The sequence below is a fragment of the Rhodococcus sp. IEGM 1318 genome (genome assembly GCF_033142465.1).
Lineage (GTDB): Bacteria > Actinomycetota > Actinomycetes > Mycobacteriales > Mycobacteriaceae > Rhodococcus_F > Rhodococcus_F qingshengii_B.
Genome location: NZ_JAWLSC010000035.1, coordinates 1 through 15,272, shown reverse-complemented (window position 1 = coordinate 15,272; position 15,272 = coordinate 1). Strand labels below are relative to the sequence as shown.

The window sequence follows — 15,272 nt, the reverse complement described above, 5'->3', positions numbered from 1 at the left end:
CGAGGTGTTCTACAACCGACAACGTCTGCATTCGACGCTGGGCTATCGCACCCCCTCGGAAGCCCTCGCCGAGTATCGAAACGCAGCTTCAGCTGCCTGAAACCACCGAGTCGCTGTCCAAGAACCTTGATACACTCCAACCTTCCCGCCAGCGTTGGCGCGCTGGTCTTGATCAGAATTCCGATTCCTTGCAGATCATCATCCGGGAAGGTACGTCCTCCCGGGATCCGCAGGTTCTGATCATTGCTCTATTTGACGCGGTAGCCAGCTTTGGCGGCCGCGGCTCCGAGCCCGATGAGGAGATGCGATTTCCCGGTCCCGGAGTCCCCGATCAAACACAACGGTTGGCCTTTGCTGATCCAGTCGCCGGTGGCGAGGGTGCCGATGGTGGCGGGATTGATATTGGGGTTGGCATCGAAATCGAATTCGGCCAACCACTTTTCGCGAGGAAACCCCGCTCCCTTGATCCGCCGCACCACACTCCTGCGGTCGCGGTCGTCGCATTCGGAAAGCAGAAGCTCCGCAAGAAATCCGTTGTACGACAGCTGGTCCTTGCGGGCTGCTGCGGCGGCGTCCTCGACGACGGCACGAATAGTAGGCAGCCGTAGCCGGCGGCACGCTTGATCGACCGCAGCGGTGGCGGCTTCTTCGGTCAAACCTCGACGGCGCAACGTGGTGGAAACCGTGACGGGTGGACGAACCATTCTCGGACCTTCTTTCACTCGGCTCGGGAGGCGGACTGGGCAGGATTGCGGCGTTCGGGCAGGCACAAGAGTCGGTCGTAGTGATCGACCGTCGGCGCGGGCCGAGAATCGGCCGGCAGACCAGCGATGACCGCTGCCGGATCGGCAAGACGGCGTTGGGTCAAACTGACAACACGTTGCTCACGTCCGGCGCGACGAGCAACGAGATGACGGCTTGAACCGGGCCCACCCGCATCGACCTCTGATGATGCGTGTCGGCGGGCTTCGACCGCGACGACATCGGCGGTGACCGCGCCCACGGTCAGAGCTGCTTCGATGCCCGCGATCACGTCATCTGCGCCGATCGTTCGGTGCAGGAGCAGGACATCGATGAGTTGGCGGGTTCCGCCGGCGTCACCGTCGGTTTTGCGGGCCGCCGCCTAGAACGCGTCATGAGCTGCGGTGAATGTTCCGTTCCTGCGGGCTGCGGCCAAAGCGCTCGCCCCGGGCAGGGCACCGGGTTTGGTGCGCAGTACTTCCAGGTAGTGGTCGAGATCGAGGCTCTGACCGCCGCGGGCGACGACCCGCCCGTGGCGGGCGATCACCGTTCGTCCGTCGAAGACCACCAGTTCCGATGCCCGCAACGAGACACGCACTTTCCTACCGATGAAACGTGCCGGGACAGAGTATTTCGCCATCCGCACCGTGACCAACGCACTACGATCGACCCGCGGTTCCAGCGACAATCCGGGATCGAACCCCTCGACTGGAACAGGGCGCAGAAGTGGCGCTTCGGCGGCGAAATCCTGCCCGACAGTGCGGATCCGATCGTTGATGCGCCGGTCGTTGTCGGCGGTGTCCCAGCCGCGGATCTTTTCGTTGAGCTCATCGATCGAGTCGACAACCGGCATCGGGGACAACCAATTTCGGCGGAACCGGCCCACCTCGCCCTCCACACCGCCCTTCTCGTGCGCCCCGGAGACACCAGGTTGGCAGTGGAACGGATCAAACTCGAAATGCGAATGGAACAACACCCACCGCGGGTTCTCCACCCGAGCACGAGATTGCCCGTAAATCACTTTTTGCACGGCACTGGTCAGGTTGTCGTAGCGGATGTGACGGGTTGGGACACCGCCGATCTCGTCGAATGCCGCGATATGACCTTCGAGGAACGCTTCCTGACCTTGCATCGAATACACGCGGTGCACAGCTTTCCCCGAATGTGAGAGGCGGAAGGCGAACATGTGGCACTTGGTTTTCACCCCGGCCAATATCACCCACACTTCACCGAAATCGACTTCCGCTTCGGCTCCGGGAGCGTGTTCCTGCGGGACGAACACTTCGATACGGCGTCCGGCTTCGACGTCGATCTGTGCTCGCCGAACCCGCACGTAATCACGCACCGTTGAATACGAAAGATGCTGCGCTCCATGTTCGTCGGCCAGCCTGGCGAGGATCCGTCGGGCCGTGTTACGTTGTTTTCGTGGTGCGCCGATATCGGCGGTGAGTATGGCGTCGATCTCGGCTTTGAACGGATCGAGTTTCGGTGAACAGCGCACCGGAACTTTTCTCGGTGGCGGCGCCGCCTGCGCCAACGCCATCCGCACCGTTGCCCGGCCGACCTGGTGGCGGCGGGCCAACTGCCGGATCGAATATCCCTCGACCCGGGCATCACGTCGAATACGAGCGAACAACTCCACACGAGTCTCCATCACTGCCCTCCAGCCGTTGCTGGCATCCGATAAAAGCCAGATGCCACAACACTGAGGTGGGCTCAGCTCAAACCGTCACTACCGGTCCGGCGAGTCGCAGATGGACCTGAGTCTGGCCGTCACGGTGGTCTCAACTCAAGCTGTCATAAACAGTCGGAGCGGTAGAAATCGGTTTGAGATCGTGCTTGAACCCGTCCCAGTGCTGCCGCGACGACATCCGAAAGGTGCTGCGGATCAAATGGATTACACACGTGGACCGTGGTGGCCGGCCAGACGTGCTCGACGACTTCCGGTAGGCCTTTCAATCCGTCGCAGACCAGGAAGAACACGTCCCGGGTGCCCCGATTCCGAATATCTGTCAGGACGGACATCGAAGAATTTGGCGCCCTCGCCGCCGGTGCCGGCCCACAATCCGAGCACGTCTCGGCTGCCGTCGAAACTGACCCCGATCGCGGCATAGATAGGCCGGTTCGCGACCCGCCCGTCTCGAACTTTGACGACGATCGCATCGACGAAGATCGCCGCGTACACCTCGTCGAGCGGTCGGGCAGACCAGTCCTGCATCTCCTCGAGCACCTTGCCGGTGATCCGCGAGATCGTCTCTTTCGAGACCGCTGCGCCGTAGATTTCAGCGAAATGAGAACTGATCTCACCAGTGGTTGAACCTTTGGCGTTGGGCGACAACACGATCTCGTCGACCCCGTTCAACCGCCGTTGGCGTTTCTTGACGATCTGCGGCTCGAACGTCCCTTCCCGGTCTCTCGGGACTTCGATCGGGACATGACCGGCGGCCTCGGTCAACACCGTTTTCGGGCGAGTCCCGTTACGAATATTTGTGGATTCTCGGTCCGGCGGGGCGCTATTTGTCAAGTCAAGTGAGACAGTGACGTTCAGTTGATCTGCGATTCGGCAACGGGTTCGTTGATGAAGAACGTTGTCGGCATCTCGGGCGGACTCGGCCGGCGCGAAAACCGGGCAGGGTTCGCGAGGTAGGCATCGTTCAGGGTGATCTGACGGGCTTCGTCGACTGCGTCTGCAGTTCCGAAATGCACCGACGCCGGCGTATGCCAGGCAATTCCCGAATGACGGTGAATATGGTTGTACTCGTTGAAGAATCCCTCCAGGAACACTCGTGCATCCTGTAGTGATGCAAACGATTTCGGGAAATCATGCAGATATTTCAGCGTCTTGAACTGAGCTTCGGAATACGGATGATCATTCGAGACCCGAGGTGGTGAATGCGACCGGATGATGCCGAGGTTGGTGAGCAGTTCCGACACCAATCCCGAGGTCATCGAGGTGCCGCGGTCAGCATGGACAGTGTGTGGGACGAGACCATTGTGCCCGATTGCTTCCTCAATGAATTCGGCTGCCAATTCGGCACTTTCGTGCGCAGCCACGATCCATGACGGGTTGTACCGGGAATAGATGTCGATCAGTACGTACAGGTGAAACCACACACCCTTGGTGGGCCCGCGGAGCTTGGTGATGTCCCAGGTCCAAACCTGCGAAGGTCCGTCTGCGAGGAGTTCGGGGATCGCCTTCGGCGGATGTGTCGCCGTTCGTCGACGCTCACGGTTCTGCCCGGCTGCGGCGGCGATGCGATACATGCTCGACACCGAACACCAGTAGTTTCCCTCGTCGAGCTCACGCGCCCATATCTGACATATGGCCAGGTCAGCGTTCTTGTCACTGTTGATGACGGCCAGAACCTGGGCCCGCTCGGATGCAGTGAGCGCCTGGCCGTTGCCCGGAACTGCCCTTGGTTTCCTGGGGCCCAGAACGGGCGGTTGCCGCTGTCGGTAGTGGGTGGCACGGGCTCGTCCGATCAGGACGCTGGATCTGCGAGTGGGGATCGCAGCGGCTCTCAGGTCGGTGAAGGTGCTGTTCAATGCGTCTTCGGTAAGGGCGGTGTGTCCGTGCTCTCGGAGATGGACTCCAAGAGCACGTGAAGTTTTCCCATGATCTCGAGCGTGGCCTCCGTCTGCGTCAATTGCTTTGCCAGACGCGCATTCTCGCGCATCAAGCGGGACATTTCCTTACGTGTCACTGCGTCGTTGTCGGGATTGGTCGCCGCTTTCGGTCGAGACTTCCCGGCCGCTACCGTTCTGGCTTGCGCCCATTCTCGGAGCTGGGATTGGTACAAACCTTCGCGACGCAGAACTGCGGATTTTTCGCCGTGTGGGGCGTTGTTGTATTCGTCGAGGATGTTGTTCCGGTATTCGGTGGTGAAGGTCCTGCGGGTCGGTTTCGGTGCGGGATCTGCCGGCGAATCCGGGGTCGTTGCGGGGTTGGGGCTGTTCATCGGTGGTGCTCGTTTCATGCCCTCAGTGAGTGATCTCGGTTGTCTCCGAGTGTCTCACCAAATCCTGACAGCGAGGGGGGCGTGGTTCTTGTCGTGGCCGAGGTGCTCGGTCATCTCCTCGTTCAACGCTGTCGCGAGGACGGTTTTGGTGACCTGTTTGAGCAAACCGTCCGGCCCGGCCAACGACAGGCCCTCTTCCTTGGCCAGGCGCACCAACTCCGCCGCAGCGGCGGCTTCCGCGGAGGGCTCGACCCTCTTCTTCGTCACATCTTCCAGTGTCGTCATCTTGGCACCTCCTCGCTGAGCATTCACTCAGCGTCTCGGGCCGAACACCGATCTAGGGACAGTCCCCCCGGATACGTTCGGCGCTCAGTCGGGGTTGTCCGGTTTGGCAGGCAGTTGGGAGTCGAGTGCGGAGACGGTGGCTTCGACTGCTGCGGCGATCTCGTCGTCGGTAGGAACGAGAGCGCGAACCTGGGAGGGGAGAGTGTTATAGGTGTAGTCGGCTACGGCGAGGGGTGCAGTTGTGCCGGCAAGCGAATATCGGACGACGTTGTCGTTGCGGCCCGCGCAGAGCAAAATTCCCACAGTCGGTGCGTGGATGTCCTTGTTGCGGAGGTTGTCATCGATCCACGAAACATAGAAGCCGAGCTTCCCGACATACTCCGGCTCGAACCTGCCTACCTTCAACTCGACGACAACGAACCTCGCTTGCACCCAGTTGAAGAACCGCAAGTCGATATAGAAATCCTGATCACCGACCTCGAAATTGTATTGGCGTCCGACAAAAGCGAACCCGTGTCCCAGTTCGAGGAGGAACTGCTCCAGTCGACTTATCAGTGCGGACTCCAGTTCCCGCTCCGCGACACGTTCGGTGATATCGAGAAAATCGAAGACGTACGGGTCACGCACCAACTGTTGAGCGAGATCGGAATCCTCGGCCGGACGATGGTCCTGAAAATTCGACGGTGCCGCACCGATCCTGCGCCGTAAACCGCTGTTGATCTGATTTTGCAGTACATTGCGCGACCACCCGTGTTCAGCAGCGGCCGATGCATACCAGTCGCGGTCGGACCGGCTATCGAGTTTGTCGAGCAATACCGTCACATGACCCCACGGCAATTTGCCAACAGGTTGTTGGCCAATTGCATCGCGGCCCCAGATGCTCGCCATCTGCCGCATGTACTTCAGATTGGTCCGCGACAACCCACGCATGTCGGGAAAGACTGACCGAAGATCGACGGCGAGCCTGTCGATCACCTTGAACCCCAGCCCCCTAGGTCGTCAACAAAAATGCGCAAAGCATCAGTCATACAGGTCGAGATATTGACTTTGCGTAGACGAATGCGCATGCTGTTACGCAACGGAATGTGAGCTACCTTACATTCGGGCTGTCGGAGAACGGGAAGTGCAATCAGTGACGATTCAAATGAGCGACATCCAGAACAAGTACGACCTACCGACTGAGGCTGAGATGCTGGCTTCATTGGCCGAGGGCGAGACACTGCCGGCCACGTTCTACTCCGCGCCGGAGATCCATCAACTCGAACAGGAGAAGATCTTCGCGAAGTCGTGGCAGTACGCCTGCCACGAGTCAGCGGTGGCCAAGCCAGGTGACTACGCCGTCACGAAGGCCGGATCCATTCCGATCATCGTCACGCACGGCAAGGACGGACAGCTTCGTGGATTCGTCAACGTATGCAGACATCGTCTACATTCCATCGCCGAGGAAAACGGCAACAAGCCACTCCTGCAGTGCCCCTATCACGGTTGGACGTACGGGCTCGACGGCCAACTCAAGACCGCGCCGCGCTCGCAACGCGAGCCGAACTTCGACTGCTCGACCATCTCGCTGCAACCCGTCTCAGTGGAGCGTTGGGACCAGTGGATCTTCGTCAACCCCGACCCCGACGCCGCACCGCTGGCCTCGGTGACCGCGGACATCCGCACCCGCACCGATGCGATGAACGTCGATCTTCGGGAGTACGAATTCCAGGTCCGCTACGAGTACGACATGGAATGCAACTGGAAGTTGTGGGCCGAGAACGCAGTCGAGTGCTACCACTGCCCGACGCTGCACAAGTCCAGCTTCGGAATGACGTATCACACCAGCCCCGACGACTACGCGATCGATTCCAGCGAAAACACCATCTGGCATCAGGGACCGATCAAGTGGATTCCCGAAGGAGTGGATTCGGAAAAGCTCGAAGGTTTCCGATTCGCCTTCACCTTCCCGTCCTCGTTCTTCGCACTGGACGACTACGTCGGGTTCATCGGCAGCGTTCAGCCGGTCAGCCCGCAGAAATGCTGGGCATTCGTTGACATGTACGCCAAGCCCGGCGCCGACCCCGAAGTGGTCAAGCAGTGGCTCGAGATGTGGGACCAGACCCTGATCGAGGACAAGCAAGCCACCGACATCCAGCAGATCGGATACAACTCCGGACGCATCCCCGCCGGCCGATTGCTGCTCGACAGCGAGAGCCCGCTCCAAAGCTTCATGAGGACCACGCTCGCCGCACTCACCTCGTGAACCGCCCCCGTCTACGAAAGACTGAAGATGGCCACAATCACAGCTGACCTGAACAAATGTCAGGGATACGCAAATTGCGTCGTCACTGATCCCGACACGTTCGACCTCGACGACGACGGCAAAGTGGTGCTGGTCCGGGCCCGTATCGCCGACGAAGACGTCGCAGTCGCCGACGAAGCGGTACGGTCGTGCCCCGCCGCTGCGCTGATGCTCGATTCGAGCCGGTCATGACGCACATAGTCGTCGTAGGAGCGTCGCTCGCCGGCGTGCGCGTTGTCGAGGCACTGCGCAACAAGGGCTTTGAAGGACGACTCACCTTGATCGGCGATGAGGACGCACTGCCGTACGACCGACCGCCACTGTCGAAATCCGTACTCACCGACGCAGCCCCACCGGTGATTCCCACATTCCACGACCTCGACTGGTACCGCGCGAACAATGTCGAACTTCGGCTCGGAGAGCGCGCGCTGAGCCTGTCGCGCGAGAGCCGCGAGATCGAAACAGTAAACGGAACAGTTAATTTCGATCAGTTGATCATCGCAACCGGCGCCAGGGCCCGCAATCCCTTCCTCGATGCTCCTGCCGGTGTTCACACACTACGGACGTTCGACGACTCACAAGCGCTACGCGCAGACATCGCATCCGGGGGGCATGTCGTGATCATCGGCGGCGGGTTCATCGGTTTGGAGGTCGCGGCCTCGGCTCGTTCCCTCGGTGCCGACGTCACTGTGATCGAAGTGGCGCAGATGCCCCTCTCCCGCAATCTCGGTGTCGACGTGGCACCTGTGATCGCCCAAACTGCCGTCGATCACGGTGTTCGGCTGATCTGCGGACGCTCCGTCACCGAGCTGGTTGGAACACCGCGGATACGGCAGCTCGTCCTCGACAACGGCGACCGCATCGACGCCGACACCGTCGTCATCGGCGTCGGGGCAGTGCCCAACACCGAATGGTTGGCCGGGTCCGGGCTGACAGTGTCCGCCGCCGCCGTCGTATGCGACGGCTTCGGTCGCGCAGGTGACGAAATCTGGGCGGCGGGCGATGTAAGTGCATGGGCAGACACCGACGGAATTTCGAAGCGGCATGAACATTGGACATCGGCGAACGAACAGGCAAAGGTGTTGGCACACAACATCCTTGAGGCCGACGAACCGAGACGCGTCAATGCCGCCGACTACGTCTGGTCGGATCAGTTCGGTCGACGGATCAATATTGTCGGCGACACCAGACAATACGACGGGGTGCGGTTAGCCTCCCGCAACAGTGAGAGTTTGGCGGCACTCTATTCGCGCGACGGAATACTCGTCGGTGCTTGCGTCATCGGCCAGGCTCGCCTGATGGTGAAATGCCGCACATGGATTGCCCGCGGCGCGGCCACCTCGGAAATACCTGAATGGAACATCGCCACAGCCTGAGTCCTTATCATGCACAGCAACTCTCGAGAGAAGTCCAATGAGTTCAGCTGAAATACCGAAAAAGAAAAACAGTACGCAGACCGAACCGTCGAACGAGAAGATGGTCCGGACCCTGACCTGGCGCGACGGAATATCCTTCGCCCTTAACATGCCGATCGGCCTGTTTCTCACCCTGGGATACACGGTCGGCGCGATCGGCGGATGGACCGCTATCTCGATCTGGGGAATCGCGTGCGCGCTGGCCTTCCTGCAGAGCAACCTCTTCGCCGAGATGGCCTCGATGTTTCCAGACAAGTCCGGTGGCATCTCGGTCTACGCTTACGAAGGCTGGAAACGTCACTTCGCCCCCCTCGGCGCAATCGCCGCCTTCGGCTACTGGATGGGGTGGTCGCTGTCCCTGTCCGTCGAAGGAGTGGTGCTCGGCACCCTCGTCGAGCAGGCATTCTTCCCGGACAACAACATTGCGATCCAACTTCCCATCGGCCATGAACTCGGTCTTCCCTACCTGATCGCCATCGGCGCGATCGCAGCAGCATGGGCCCTGAACTACTTCGGCGTGAAGTTGGCCGCCGGCGTCGCGCGCGTGACAGGTGCCCTGCTGGTGATCGGGCTTGTCGTCCTGATCGCCGGACCGTGGCTCTCGTCCGGTGCGGACTTCGACATGAACCGGATCACCTGGACCGGCACGAGTTCTCCGTTCGACTGGAAGGTCATCGTCGTCTGGTTCTACATCACGGCATGGACGACGTACGGCACCGAAGTGTGTGCATGCTTCGCTGCCGAGTACAAGGATCCGGTCAAGGACACAGCTCGGGCTCTACGCGGCTCCGCCGCAATGATTCTCGGTCTCTACATCATCGTACCGTTCATGGTGGTCGGTGCCCTCGGCGAAGAAACGATCGGCGCCAACCCGGTGAACTACATCGGGCTGGCCTTCGATCAGATCCTCGGCAGTTACTCCTGGCTCGGCCAACTACCGGTGATGGCGGCATTCATCATCGCCATGATGACCGCGACAGCCGACGGAGGTCGATCGCTCTACGGAATCTCCAAGTCCGGCGGCACGGTGAAACAACTCGGCGTCCTCAACAAGTACGGAGTCCCCGGACGCGCGCTGACCACCGATATGACCATCAACATTCTCGTGCTGATCCTGCTGGGAGAGCCCATTGCCATCCTGTTGGCCAGCAACCTCGGCTATCTGACAGCCGTCACTCTCGCCGTGGGCGCCTTCGTCCTCCTCAGACGTGACCGACCGGACGTTCCGAGGCCCATCAAATTGTCCAGAATATGGATTCCGATAGCCTGCGGCCTGTTCGCGATCAACAGCTTCGCCATCGCGGTGGGGATAATGAATCCCGGACTGACCGGATATGGCGGTATAAGCGAAACCATCACCGGCATAGGGATTCTCATGATCGCTTGCGTCCTCTGGTACTACCGACAACGAGTCCAAGACAAGACGAAGATCGAGTGGCGCATCCACGACGAGGACGAACCGAAGCAGCACAAGAGCGCACCCGCCAACGCAACCACCGACTCCACCACCGGAAACAGGAGCTGAGTAACACATGAAGGCAGTACGAGTTCACCAGTACGATCAACCGCCCACCCTCGACGACGTCCCCCAGCCCGTCGTCGTCGACCCACACGACGTGATCGTGAAAGTGGAGGGCGCCGGCGTCTGCCGAACCGACCTGCACATCATCGAAGGTCAGTGGCAAAACAAGACCGATGTCCGACTTCCGTACACGATCGGCCACGAGAACGCCGGAACGGTAGTCGAAATCGGCACGGCCGTAACCAATGTCGCCGTCGGCGATTCCGTGATCCTGCATCCGCTCGCCACGTGTGGGCTTTGCCTGGCCTGCCGCAGCGGCGACGACGTTCATTGCATCAACTCTGATTTCCCGGGAATCGACACCGAAGGTGGTATGGCCGAGTACCTTCGGACCACCGCACGTAGCGTCGTCAAACTCGATCCGTCCCTCGCCCCCGCCGACGTCGCGGCACTCGCAGACGCCGGACTCACCGCATACCACGCCGCACGTAAAGCCGCGGCATTCTTGCGCCCCGGCCATACCGTAGTTGTCATCGGTGCCGGTGGACTCGGACACATCGGCATCCAGGCGCTGCGCGCCCTCGCATCGGCGCGGATCGTCGTCGTCGACCGCTCAACCGAGGCACTCGAACTGGCCCGGGAGATCGGCGCCGACGTCACGGTGGCCGCCGACGGCACCGAAGCGCAGCAGGTTCTCGACCTCACCGACGGTGCGGGAGCCGAAGCCGTACTCGACTTCGTCGGTGAAGGAACCGCCATCGCGGCCGGAGTCGCGATGCTGCGGCGGGCCGGAACCTACTACGTCATCGGCTACGGCGGGAAGCTCGACATTCCCACCATCGACATCATCAGCACCGAGATCAACTTCGTCGGAAACCTGGTCGGCACCTACAACGACCTCGTCGATCTCATGGCGCTGGCCGCAAGCGGAGCAGTCACGCTGCACACCGTGAAGTACCGGTTCTCGGACTTCCAGCAGGCACTCGACGACCTCCACCACGGCAAGGTTCGCGGGCGCGCGGTCCTGGTGCCCGACGACCAATTCGTCTCAGCCTGAAACTGTCGCGAAAACACACATGGAACGGACCGCACCCGTATGCAATGCGTAGGAACTAGACTGATTCGGTGCGCAAAATGACGGTCTCCGGAGATTCAGAGTCGATCGGTCGCGGCGAAAACGCCGTCGAAGAACTCGATGACGTCGATCGAGGCATCCTACGACTCCTCCAGAGTGACGGCCGGACCCCATACCGCCAGATCGCTCGTGAACTCGGCATCTCGGAAGGCACCGTGCGCATCCGTGCGGGACGGATGCAGGACTCCGGGGTACTGAACATCGTCGCGATAGCCGATCCATTCCGCCTCGGTTATCGGGTGCTCGCCTTCTTGCTGATCAAGGCCGAACCCGGTCGCCACGACCACATCGTCGAATCGCTGACGGAATGGGAAGAGGCGACGTACGTGTCCACGTGCGTCGGTAACGCCGACATCTACGTTCAGCTCGTCTGCCGCGACAACGACCACCTCAACGAACTTCTCCACACCCGAATCCCCGACATCGGTGGCGTCCGCGGGTGCCAGACGTACATGGAACTCAAGATGCACAAGGTGTCGTACGGATACGCACCTTCCTGACCCACCGGCAGTAACCACCAAACAAATCCACATCACGCACCGCGCATTACAGCGCGCGTGCGCCCTCGGTGTACCCGAAGGCCATTTTCACAGATCGGATATCCCATGATCTTCATCGTCGTCAAGTTCACCGTTCGCCCCGAGCACCAGGAAAACTGGCCGAACATCACCGAATCCTTTACGGCGGGAACCCGAGCCGAGCCGGGCAACCTCTGGTTCGAATGGTCACGCAGCCTCGACCACCCGGCGGAATACGTTCTGGTCGAAGCATTCCGCGACACGGACGCCGGCGTCACACATGTGGGGAGCGATCACTTCCGTGCCGGGCTCGACGCCATGCGTCCCGCCTTGAGCGGAACCCCGAAAATTCTCAACACCGAGCTGCCGGGCGAAGACTGGTCACGCATGGGCGAACTCGACATCACGAACTGACCCGTTCACCACTTCACGCTGAGCACGAACAGGATTGAACACCATGAGCAGAGTTGCAGGAAAAGTAGCGTTCATCACCGGTGCCGCACGCGGTCAAGGCCGTAGCCACGCCATCAGGCTTGCGCAGGAAGGAGCCGACATCATCGCCATGGACGTCTGCGGCGAGGTCGGCCGGACCGCCGACTTCTACGCCCCGGCCACCGACGAAGACCTCGCCGAAACAGTTCGGTTGGTGGAAGCCGAAGGTCGCCGAATAGTCGCATACAAGGCCGACGTGCGTAACTACGACGCACTGGCAGCCGGATTGAAGGACGGTGTCGAGAAGTTGGGCAGGCTCGACATCGTCGCAGCCAACGCCGGTATCTTCCAGTTCGGCGACGAGGTCCCGGACATTCTCGGCGGTGACTGGAACGACGTCATCGACGTCAACCTGACCGGCGTGTTCAACACGTGCAAAGCGGCAGTCCCTCACATTGTCGGCGGTGGCCGCGGCGGAACCATCGTGATCACGTCCTCGGACGCCGGTGCGAAAGGTTTTGCCCGCTTCGGTCACTACGTTACCTCCAAGCACGGCGTGATCGGCTTGATGCGTTCCCTCACAATGGAGTTGGCGCCGCATTCCATTCGCGTCAACGTCGTCTCCCCGACCAATTGCAACACGGACATGATCCAGAACGACGCCGTGTACCGCCTGTTCCGCCCCGACCTGGACAAGCCCACCCCGGAAGAGTTCGCGGTCGTATCGGCAACCCTGCTAGCGCTGCCCGCGCCCTGGGTCGAACCCGTCGACGTCTCCAACGCACTGCTGTTCCTAGCATCGGACGAGGCCCGCTACATCACTGGCGTCAACCTCCCGGTCGACGGTGGCTCTGCCGCCATTTGAATCGGAGATGTGATGGTTAGATCCAACTAACCAATCTGCCGGTCTGCAGATTTTCTAGCCGAATTGGCTCTGGTCCGATCCGTGACGCCGTACGATCGGACCAGAGTCACAAAGCGCGGCACCATCGTCAAAGGGTCTGCTGCACGATCAGGTGACAGGTTGAGTCACGCAGCCTGAGTGGCTGGTGTGGTCATGATGGTCTCGTATTCTATGGGGGTCAATCGGCCGAGTCCGACTTGGCGGCGTCGGCGGTGGTAGGTCCTTTCGATCCAGGTGACGATCGCGATCCTGAGATCGTCGCGGGTGCGCCAGGGGCGGCGGTCCAGGACGTTCTTTTGAAGTAGAGAGAAAAAGCTCTCCATGGCGGCGTTGTCGCCGGCCGCAGCGACGCGGCCCATCGAGCCGACCATGTGATGGCGGCTCAGAGCGCGGACGAATTTTTTTGATTGAAATTGCGATCCTCTGTCGGTGTGGACCACGCAGCCGACGACGTCATCTCGGCGGGCGACGGCGTTGTCGAGCGCATCGACCGCGAGCCGGGACTTCATCCGATCGCTGATGGAGTAGCCAACGATCCGGTTGGAGAATACGTCTTTGAACGCGCACATGTAGAGCTTGCCTTCGCTCGTCCAATGCTCTGTGATGTCGCCCAGCCACAGCTGATTCGCAGCATCGGCGGTGAAGCTGCGTTGGACGTGGTCGTCGTGGACCGCAGGCCCCGGGCGCTTGGCTTTTCCGCGTTTCTTGCCGAACACACTCCACCAGCCGTTGTTCGAGCAGATCCGCCACGCTGTGCGCTCGGCCATCACCTGGCCGGCGTCGCGAGCCTCGTAGAACAGGAACCGGTAGCCGAACGCCCGGGTCATCCTTATGGGCCCTGAACAGAGCGTTCGCCCGGTAGGCCTCCGCGAGGTCGGCATCGGTCACCGGGTCAGCGAGCCACCGATAGTAGGGCTGGCGAGCGATCGCGAGTACCCGGCACGTCACCGTGACGGGAATGCCGTCCTCGGCCAGCTCACGAACGAGCGGGTACATCATTTTCCCGGCAGGTTCGCTTGGGAAAGATAGGCGGCAGCACGGCGCAGGACTTCGTTCTCCTGCTCGAGCAACCGGATCCGCTTACGCAGTTCCCGGTTCTCGACCACGTCCTCACCGGTAGTTCCTGGTTTGATTCCGTCCTCGATATCGGCCACTTTCAGCCAGCCCGTCAGGCAGGATTCGCTGATCCCGAAATCTGCGGCGATCTGCTTCAACAGCATTCCGGGCTCGCGGCTGCGGGCAACCCGAACAACGTCCTCACGGAACTCTCGGGGATAGGGCTTCGGCATGGCGCACATCCTTCCAGCGGCACCTCTCGGCACCACAGATCAGATGTCACCTATCCGTGCAGCAGACCCAAACGATAGATCGGCCTCCCGAGACACAGAGATTCCACGACGTATCTGAGGACCACAAACGATGAAGAAACTGATGCCTCTGACAGACCGATGGGACTGGCAACTCCTGGCCAGTTGCAGGTATCTCGGACCTCAGCTGTTCTTCGGAAACGAAGGTGAAAGCCGAGATGCCAAACTCCGGCGCGAGCGCAAGGCCAAAGAGATCTGCGAGCTGTGTCCGGTTCGGCAACCATGTCAAGACCATGCAACGCACCTTGCCGAACGCTACGGCGTTTGGGGCGGCACTGCTGAATTGGACCGACGTCCGAATACGCCCCGAGCGGATCCAGCGCGGACGCAGATGAGAAGCGGACAGATGCCGTTGCGAGTATCAACTTCCCGCCCACGTCCAGGTCGCCATGGACGACGGGAGGGAACGGCATGAGGCTGGCGAACTTCCATACAGGAGCATTACCCGAACCCGCTCGGCAGATGAATTTCCCTTTGATCTGGTCTCACCCTTGAGTGGAATGTTCAAGCGGGCAGGGTGGGATTGTGTTGGTCGTGTCCCTTGAGGCGTTGCCGAGATCCGAGAATCCCAAGGCGCGGTAGCCACAGCTCGTTCGCCGTGCTTCTGTTCGGTTTCAGCTACGCACTCCAGGCGCTAGTGCCGCGCGCCTAAAGTTCTTTAACAGTACGATTTGAGATACTTCACCCATGCGGATTAAGCCTCTGGTTTT

General features: G+C 60.7%; 11 protein-coding genes and 6 pseudogenes. 9 read left to right on the top strand and 8 right to left on the bottom strand.

The features are described from left to right. Positions 1 to 251 precede the first annotated feature (251 nt). The 7 genes and pseudogenes from R4P65_RS32600 to R4P65_RS32570 all read right to left on the bottom strand — a co-directional run. Positions 252 to 704 (bottom strand): annotated as a pseudogene (locus tag R4P65_RS32600) (ATP-binding protein); the annotation flags it as partial. 14 nt (positions 705 to 718) lie between these two features. Then, positions 719 to 2,395, bottom strand: a pseudogene (gene istA, locus R4P65_RS32595) (IS21 family transposase). A 154-nt stretch (positions 2,396 to 2,549) separates the two neighbouring features. Further along, positions 2,550 to 3,283: pseudogene (locus tag R4P65_RS32590) on the bottom strand (IS256 family transposase); the annotation flags it as partial. Positions 3,284 to 3,285: 2 nt separating this feature from the next. Next, on the bottom strand, positions 3,286 to 4,287 hold the full coding sequence (locus tag R4P65_RS32585) for a DDE-type integrase/transposase/recombinase (RefSeq protein WP_317829632.1): 1,002 nt from the start codon (positions 4,285 to 4,287) through the stop codon (positions 3,286 to 3,288). Continuing rightward, positions 4,284 to 4,718, bottom strand: coding sequence for a hypothetical protein (locus R4P65_RS32580; protein WP_317829631.1), 435 nt, complete (start codon positions 4,716 to 4,718; stop codon positions 4,284 to 4,286). Before R4P65_RS32580 ends, R4P65_RS32585 begins: the two co-directional genes overlap by 4 nt. 66 nt (positions 4,719 to 4,784) lie before the next feature. Then, positions 4,785 to 4,985, bottom strand: a pseudogene (locus R4P65_RS32575) (transposase); the annotation flags it as partial. Positions 4,986 to 5,069: 84 nt separating this feature from the next. After that, positions 5,070 to 5,975: pseudogene (locus R4P65_RS32570) on the bottom strand (PDDEXK nuclease domain-containing protein); the annotation flags it as partial. Between the two features lie 142 nt (positions 5,976 to 6,117). Between R4P65_RS32570 and R4P65_RS32565 the strand changes: the two are divergent. From R4P65_RS32565 to R4P65_RS32530, 8 genes are all read left to right on the top strand, one after another. Next, the gene (locus R4P65_RS32565) at positions 6,118 to 7,230 is read left to right on the top strand and encodes an aromatic ring-hydroxylating dioxygenase subunit alpha (protein WP_317829629.1); all 1,113 of its coding nucleotides are present in this window, start codon (positions 6,118 to 6,120) and stop codon (positions 7,228 to 7,230) included. A 27-nt stretch (positions 7,231 to 7,257) separates the two neighbouring features. Further along, the gene (locus R4P65_RS32560; protein WP_317829628.1) at positions 7,258 to 7,461 is read left to right on the top strand and encodes a ferredoxin; all 204 of its coding nucleotides are present in this window, start codon (positions 7,258 to 7,260) and stop codon (positions 7,459 to 7,461) included. Then, positions 7,458 to 8,645 carry an NAD(P)/FAD-dependent oxidoreductase gene (locus R4P65_RS32555; protein WP_317829627.1) on the top strand — a complete coding sequence of 396 codons (1,188 nt, stop codon included), beginning with the start codon at positions 7,458 to 7,460 and terminating at the stop codon, positions 8,643 to 8,645. The genes R4P65_RS32560 and R4P65_RS32555 overlap by 4 nt, the downstream gene beginning before the upstream one ends. 37 nt (positions 8,646 to 8,682) lie before the next feature. After that, positions 8,683 to 10,209, top strand: coding sequence for an APC family permease (locus tag R4P65_RS32550; RefSeq protein ID WP_317829626.1), 1,527 nt, complete (start codon positions 8,683 to 8,685; stop codon positions 10,207 to 10,209). Between the two features lie 7 nt (positions 10,210 to 10,216). Further along, positions 10,217 to 11,263, top strand: a complete 1,047-nt coding sequence (locus R4P65_RS32545) for an NAD(P)-dependent alcohol dehydrogenase (RefSeq protein WP_317829625.1) — start codon at positions 10,217 to 10,219, stop codon at positions 11,261 to 11,263. Between the two features lie 77 nt (positions 11,264 to 11,340). Next, on the top strand, positions 11,341 to 11,841 hold the full coding sequence (locus R4P65_RS32540; protein ID WP_317829633.1) for an Lrp/AsnC family transcriptional regulator: 501 nt from the start codon (positions 11,341 to 11,343) through the stop codon (positions 11,839 to 11,841). A gap of 105 nt (positions 11,842 to 11,946) precedes the next feature. After that, positions 11,947 to 12,273 carry a putative quinol monooxygenase gene (locus R4P65_RS32535; protein ID WP_317829624.1) on the top strand — a complete coding sequence of 109 codons (327 nt, stop codon included), beginning with the start codon at positions 11,947 to 11,949 and terminating at the stop codon, positions 12,271 to 12,273. A gap of 43 nt (positions 12,274 to 12,316) precedes the next feature. After that, positions 12,317 to 13,156 (top strand): mycofactocin-coupled SDR family oxidoreductase, encoded by an 840-nt coding sequence (locus R4P65_RS32530; protein ID WP_317829623.1) that lies wholly within the window; start codon positions 12,317 to 12,319, stop codon positions 13,154 to 13,156. A gap of 164 nt (positions 13,157 to 13,320) precedes the next feature. Here the strand turns inward: R4P65_RS32530 and R4P65_RS32525 are convergent. Next, a pseudogene (locus R4P65_RS32525) lies at positions 13,321 to 14,484 on the bottom strand (IS3 family transposase). A gap of 130 nt (positions 14,485 to 14,614) precedes the next feature. Here R4P65_RS32525 and R4P65_RS32520 point away from each other — a divergent pair. Further along, the gene (locus R4P65_RS32520; RefSeq protein WP_317829622.1) at positions 14,615 to 14,977 is read left to right on the top strand and encodes a WhiB family transcriptional regulator; all 363 of its coding nucleotides are present in this window, start codon (positions 14,615 to 14,617) and stop codon (positions 14,975 to 14,977) included. Positions 14,978 to 15,272: the final 295 nt, after the last annotated feature.

Coding starts and splice junctions, on each gene's coding strand:
- R4P65_RS32580 (WP_317829631.1), bottom strand. CDS start 4,718: ATGAAACGAGCACCACCGATGAACAGCCCCAACCCCGCAACGACCCCG.
- R4P65_RS32560 (WP_317829628.1), top strand. CDS start 7,258: ATGGCCACAATCACAGCTGACCTGAACAAATGTCAGGGATACGCAAAT.
- R4P65_RS32555 (WP_317829627.1), top strand. CDS start 7,458: ATGACGCACATAGTCGTCGTAGGAGCGTCGCTCGCCGGCGTGCGCGTT.
- R4P65_RS32550 (WP_317829626.1), top strand. CDS start 8,683: ATGAGTTCAGCTGAAATACCGAAAAAGAAAAACAGTACGCAGACCGAA.
- R4P65_RS32545 (WP_317829625.1), top strand. CDS start 10,217: ATGAAGGCAGTACGAGTTCACCAGTACGATCAACCGCCCACCCTCGAC.
- R4P65_RS32540 (WP_317829633.1), top strand. CDS start 11,341: ATGACGGTCTCCGGAGATTCAGAGTCGATCGGTCGCGGCGAAAACGCC.
- R4P65_RS32535 (WP_317829624.1), top strand. CDS start 11,947: ATGATCTTCATCGTCGTCAAGTTCACCGTTCGCCCCGAGCACCAGGAA.
- R4P65_RS32530 (WP_317829623.1), top strand. CDS start 12,317: ATGAGCAGAGTTGCAGGAAAAGTAGCGTTCATCACCGGTGCCGCACGC.
- R4P65_RS32520 (WP_317829622.1), top strand. CDS start 14,615: ATGAAGAAACTGATGCCTCTGACAGACCGATGGGACTGGCAACTCCTG.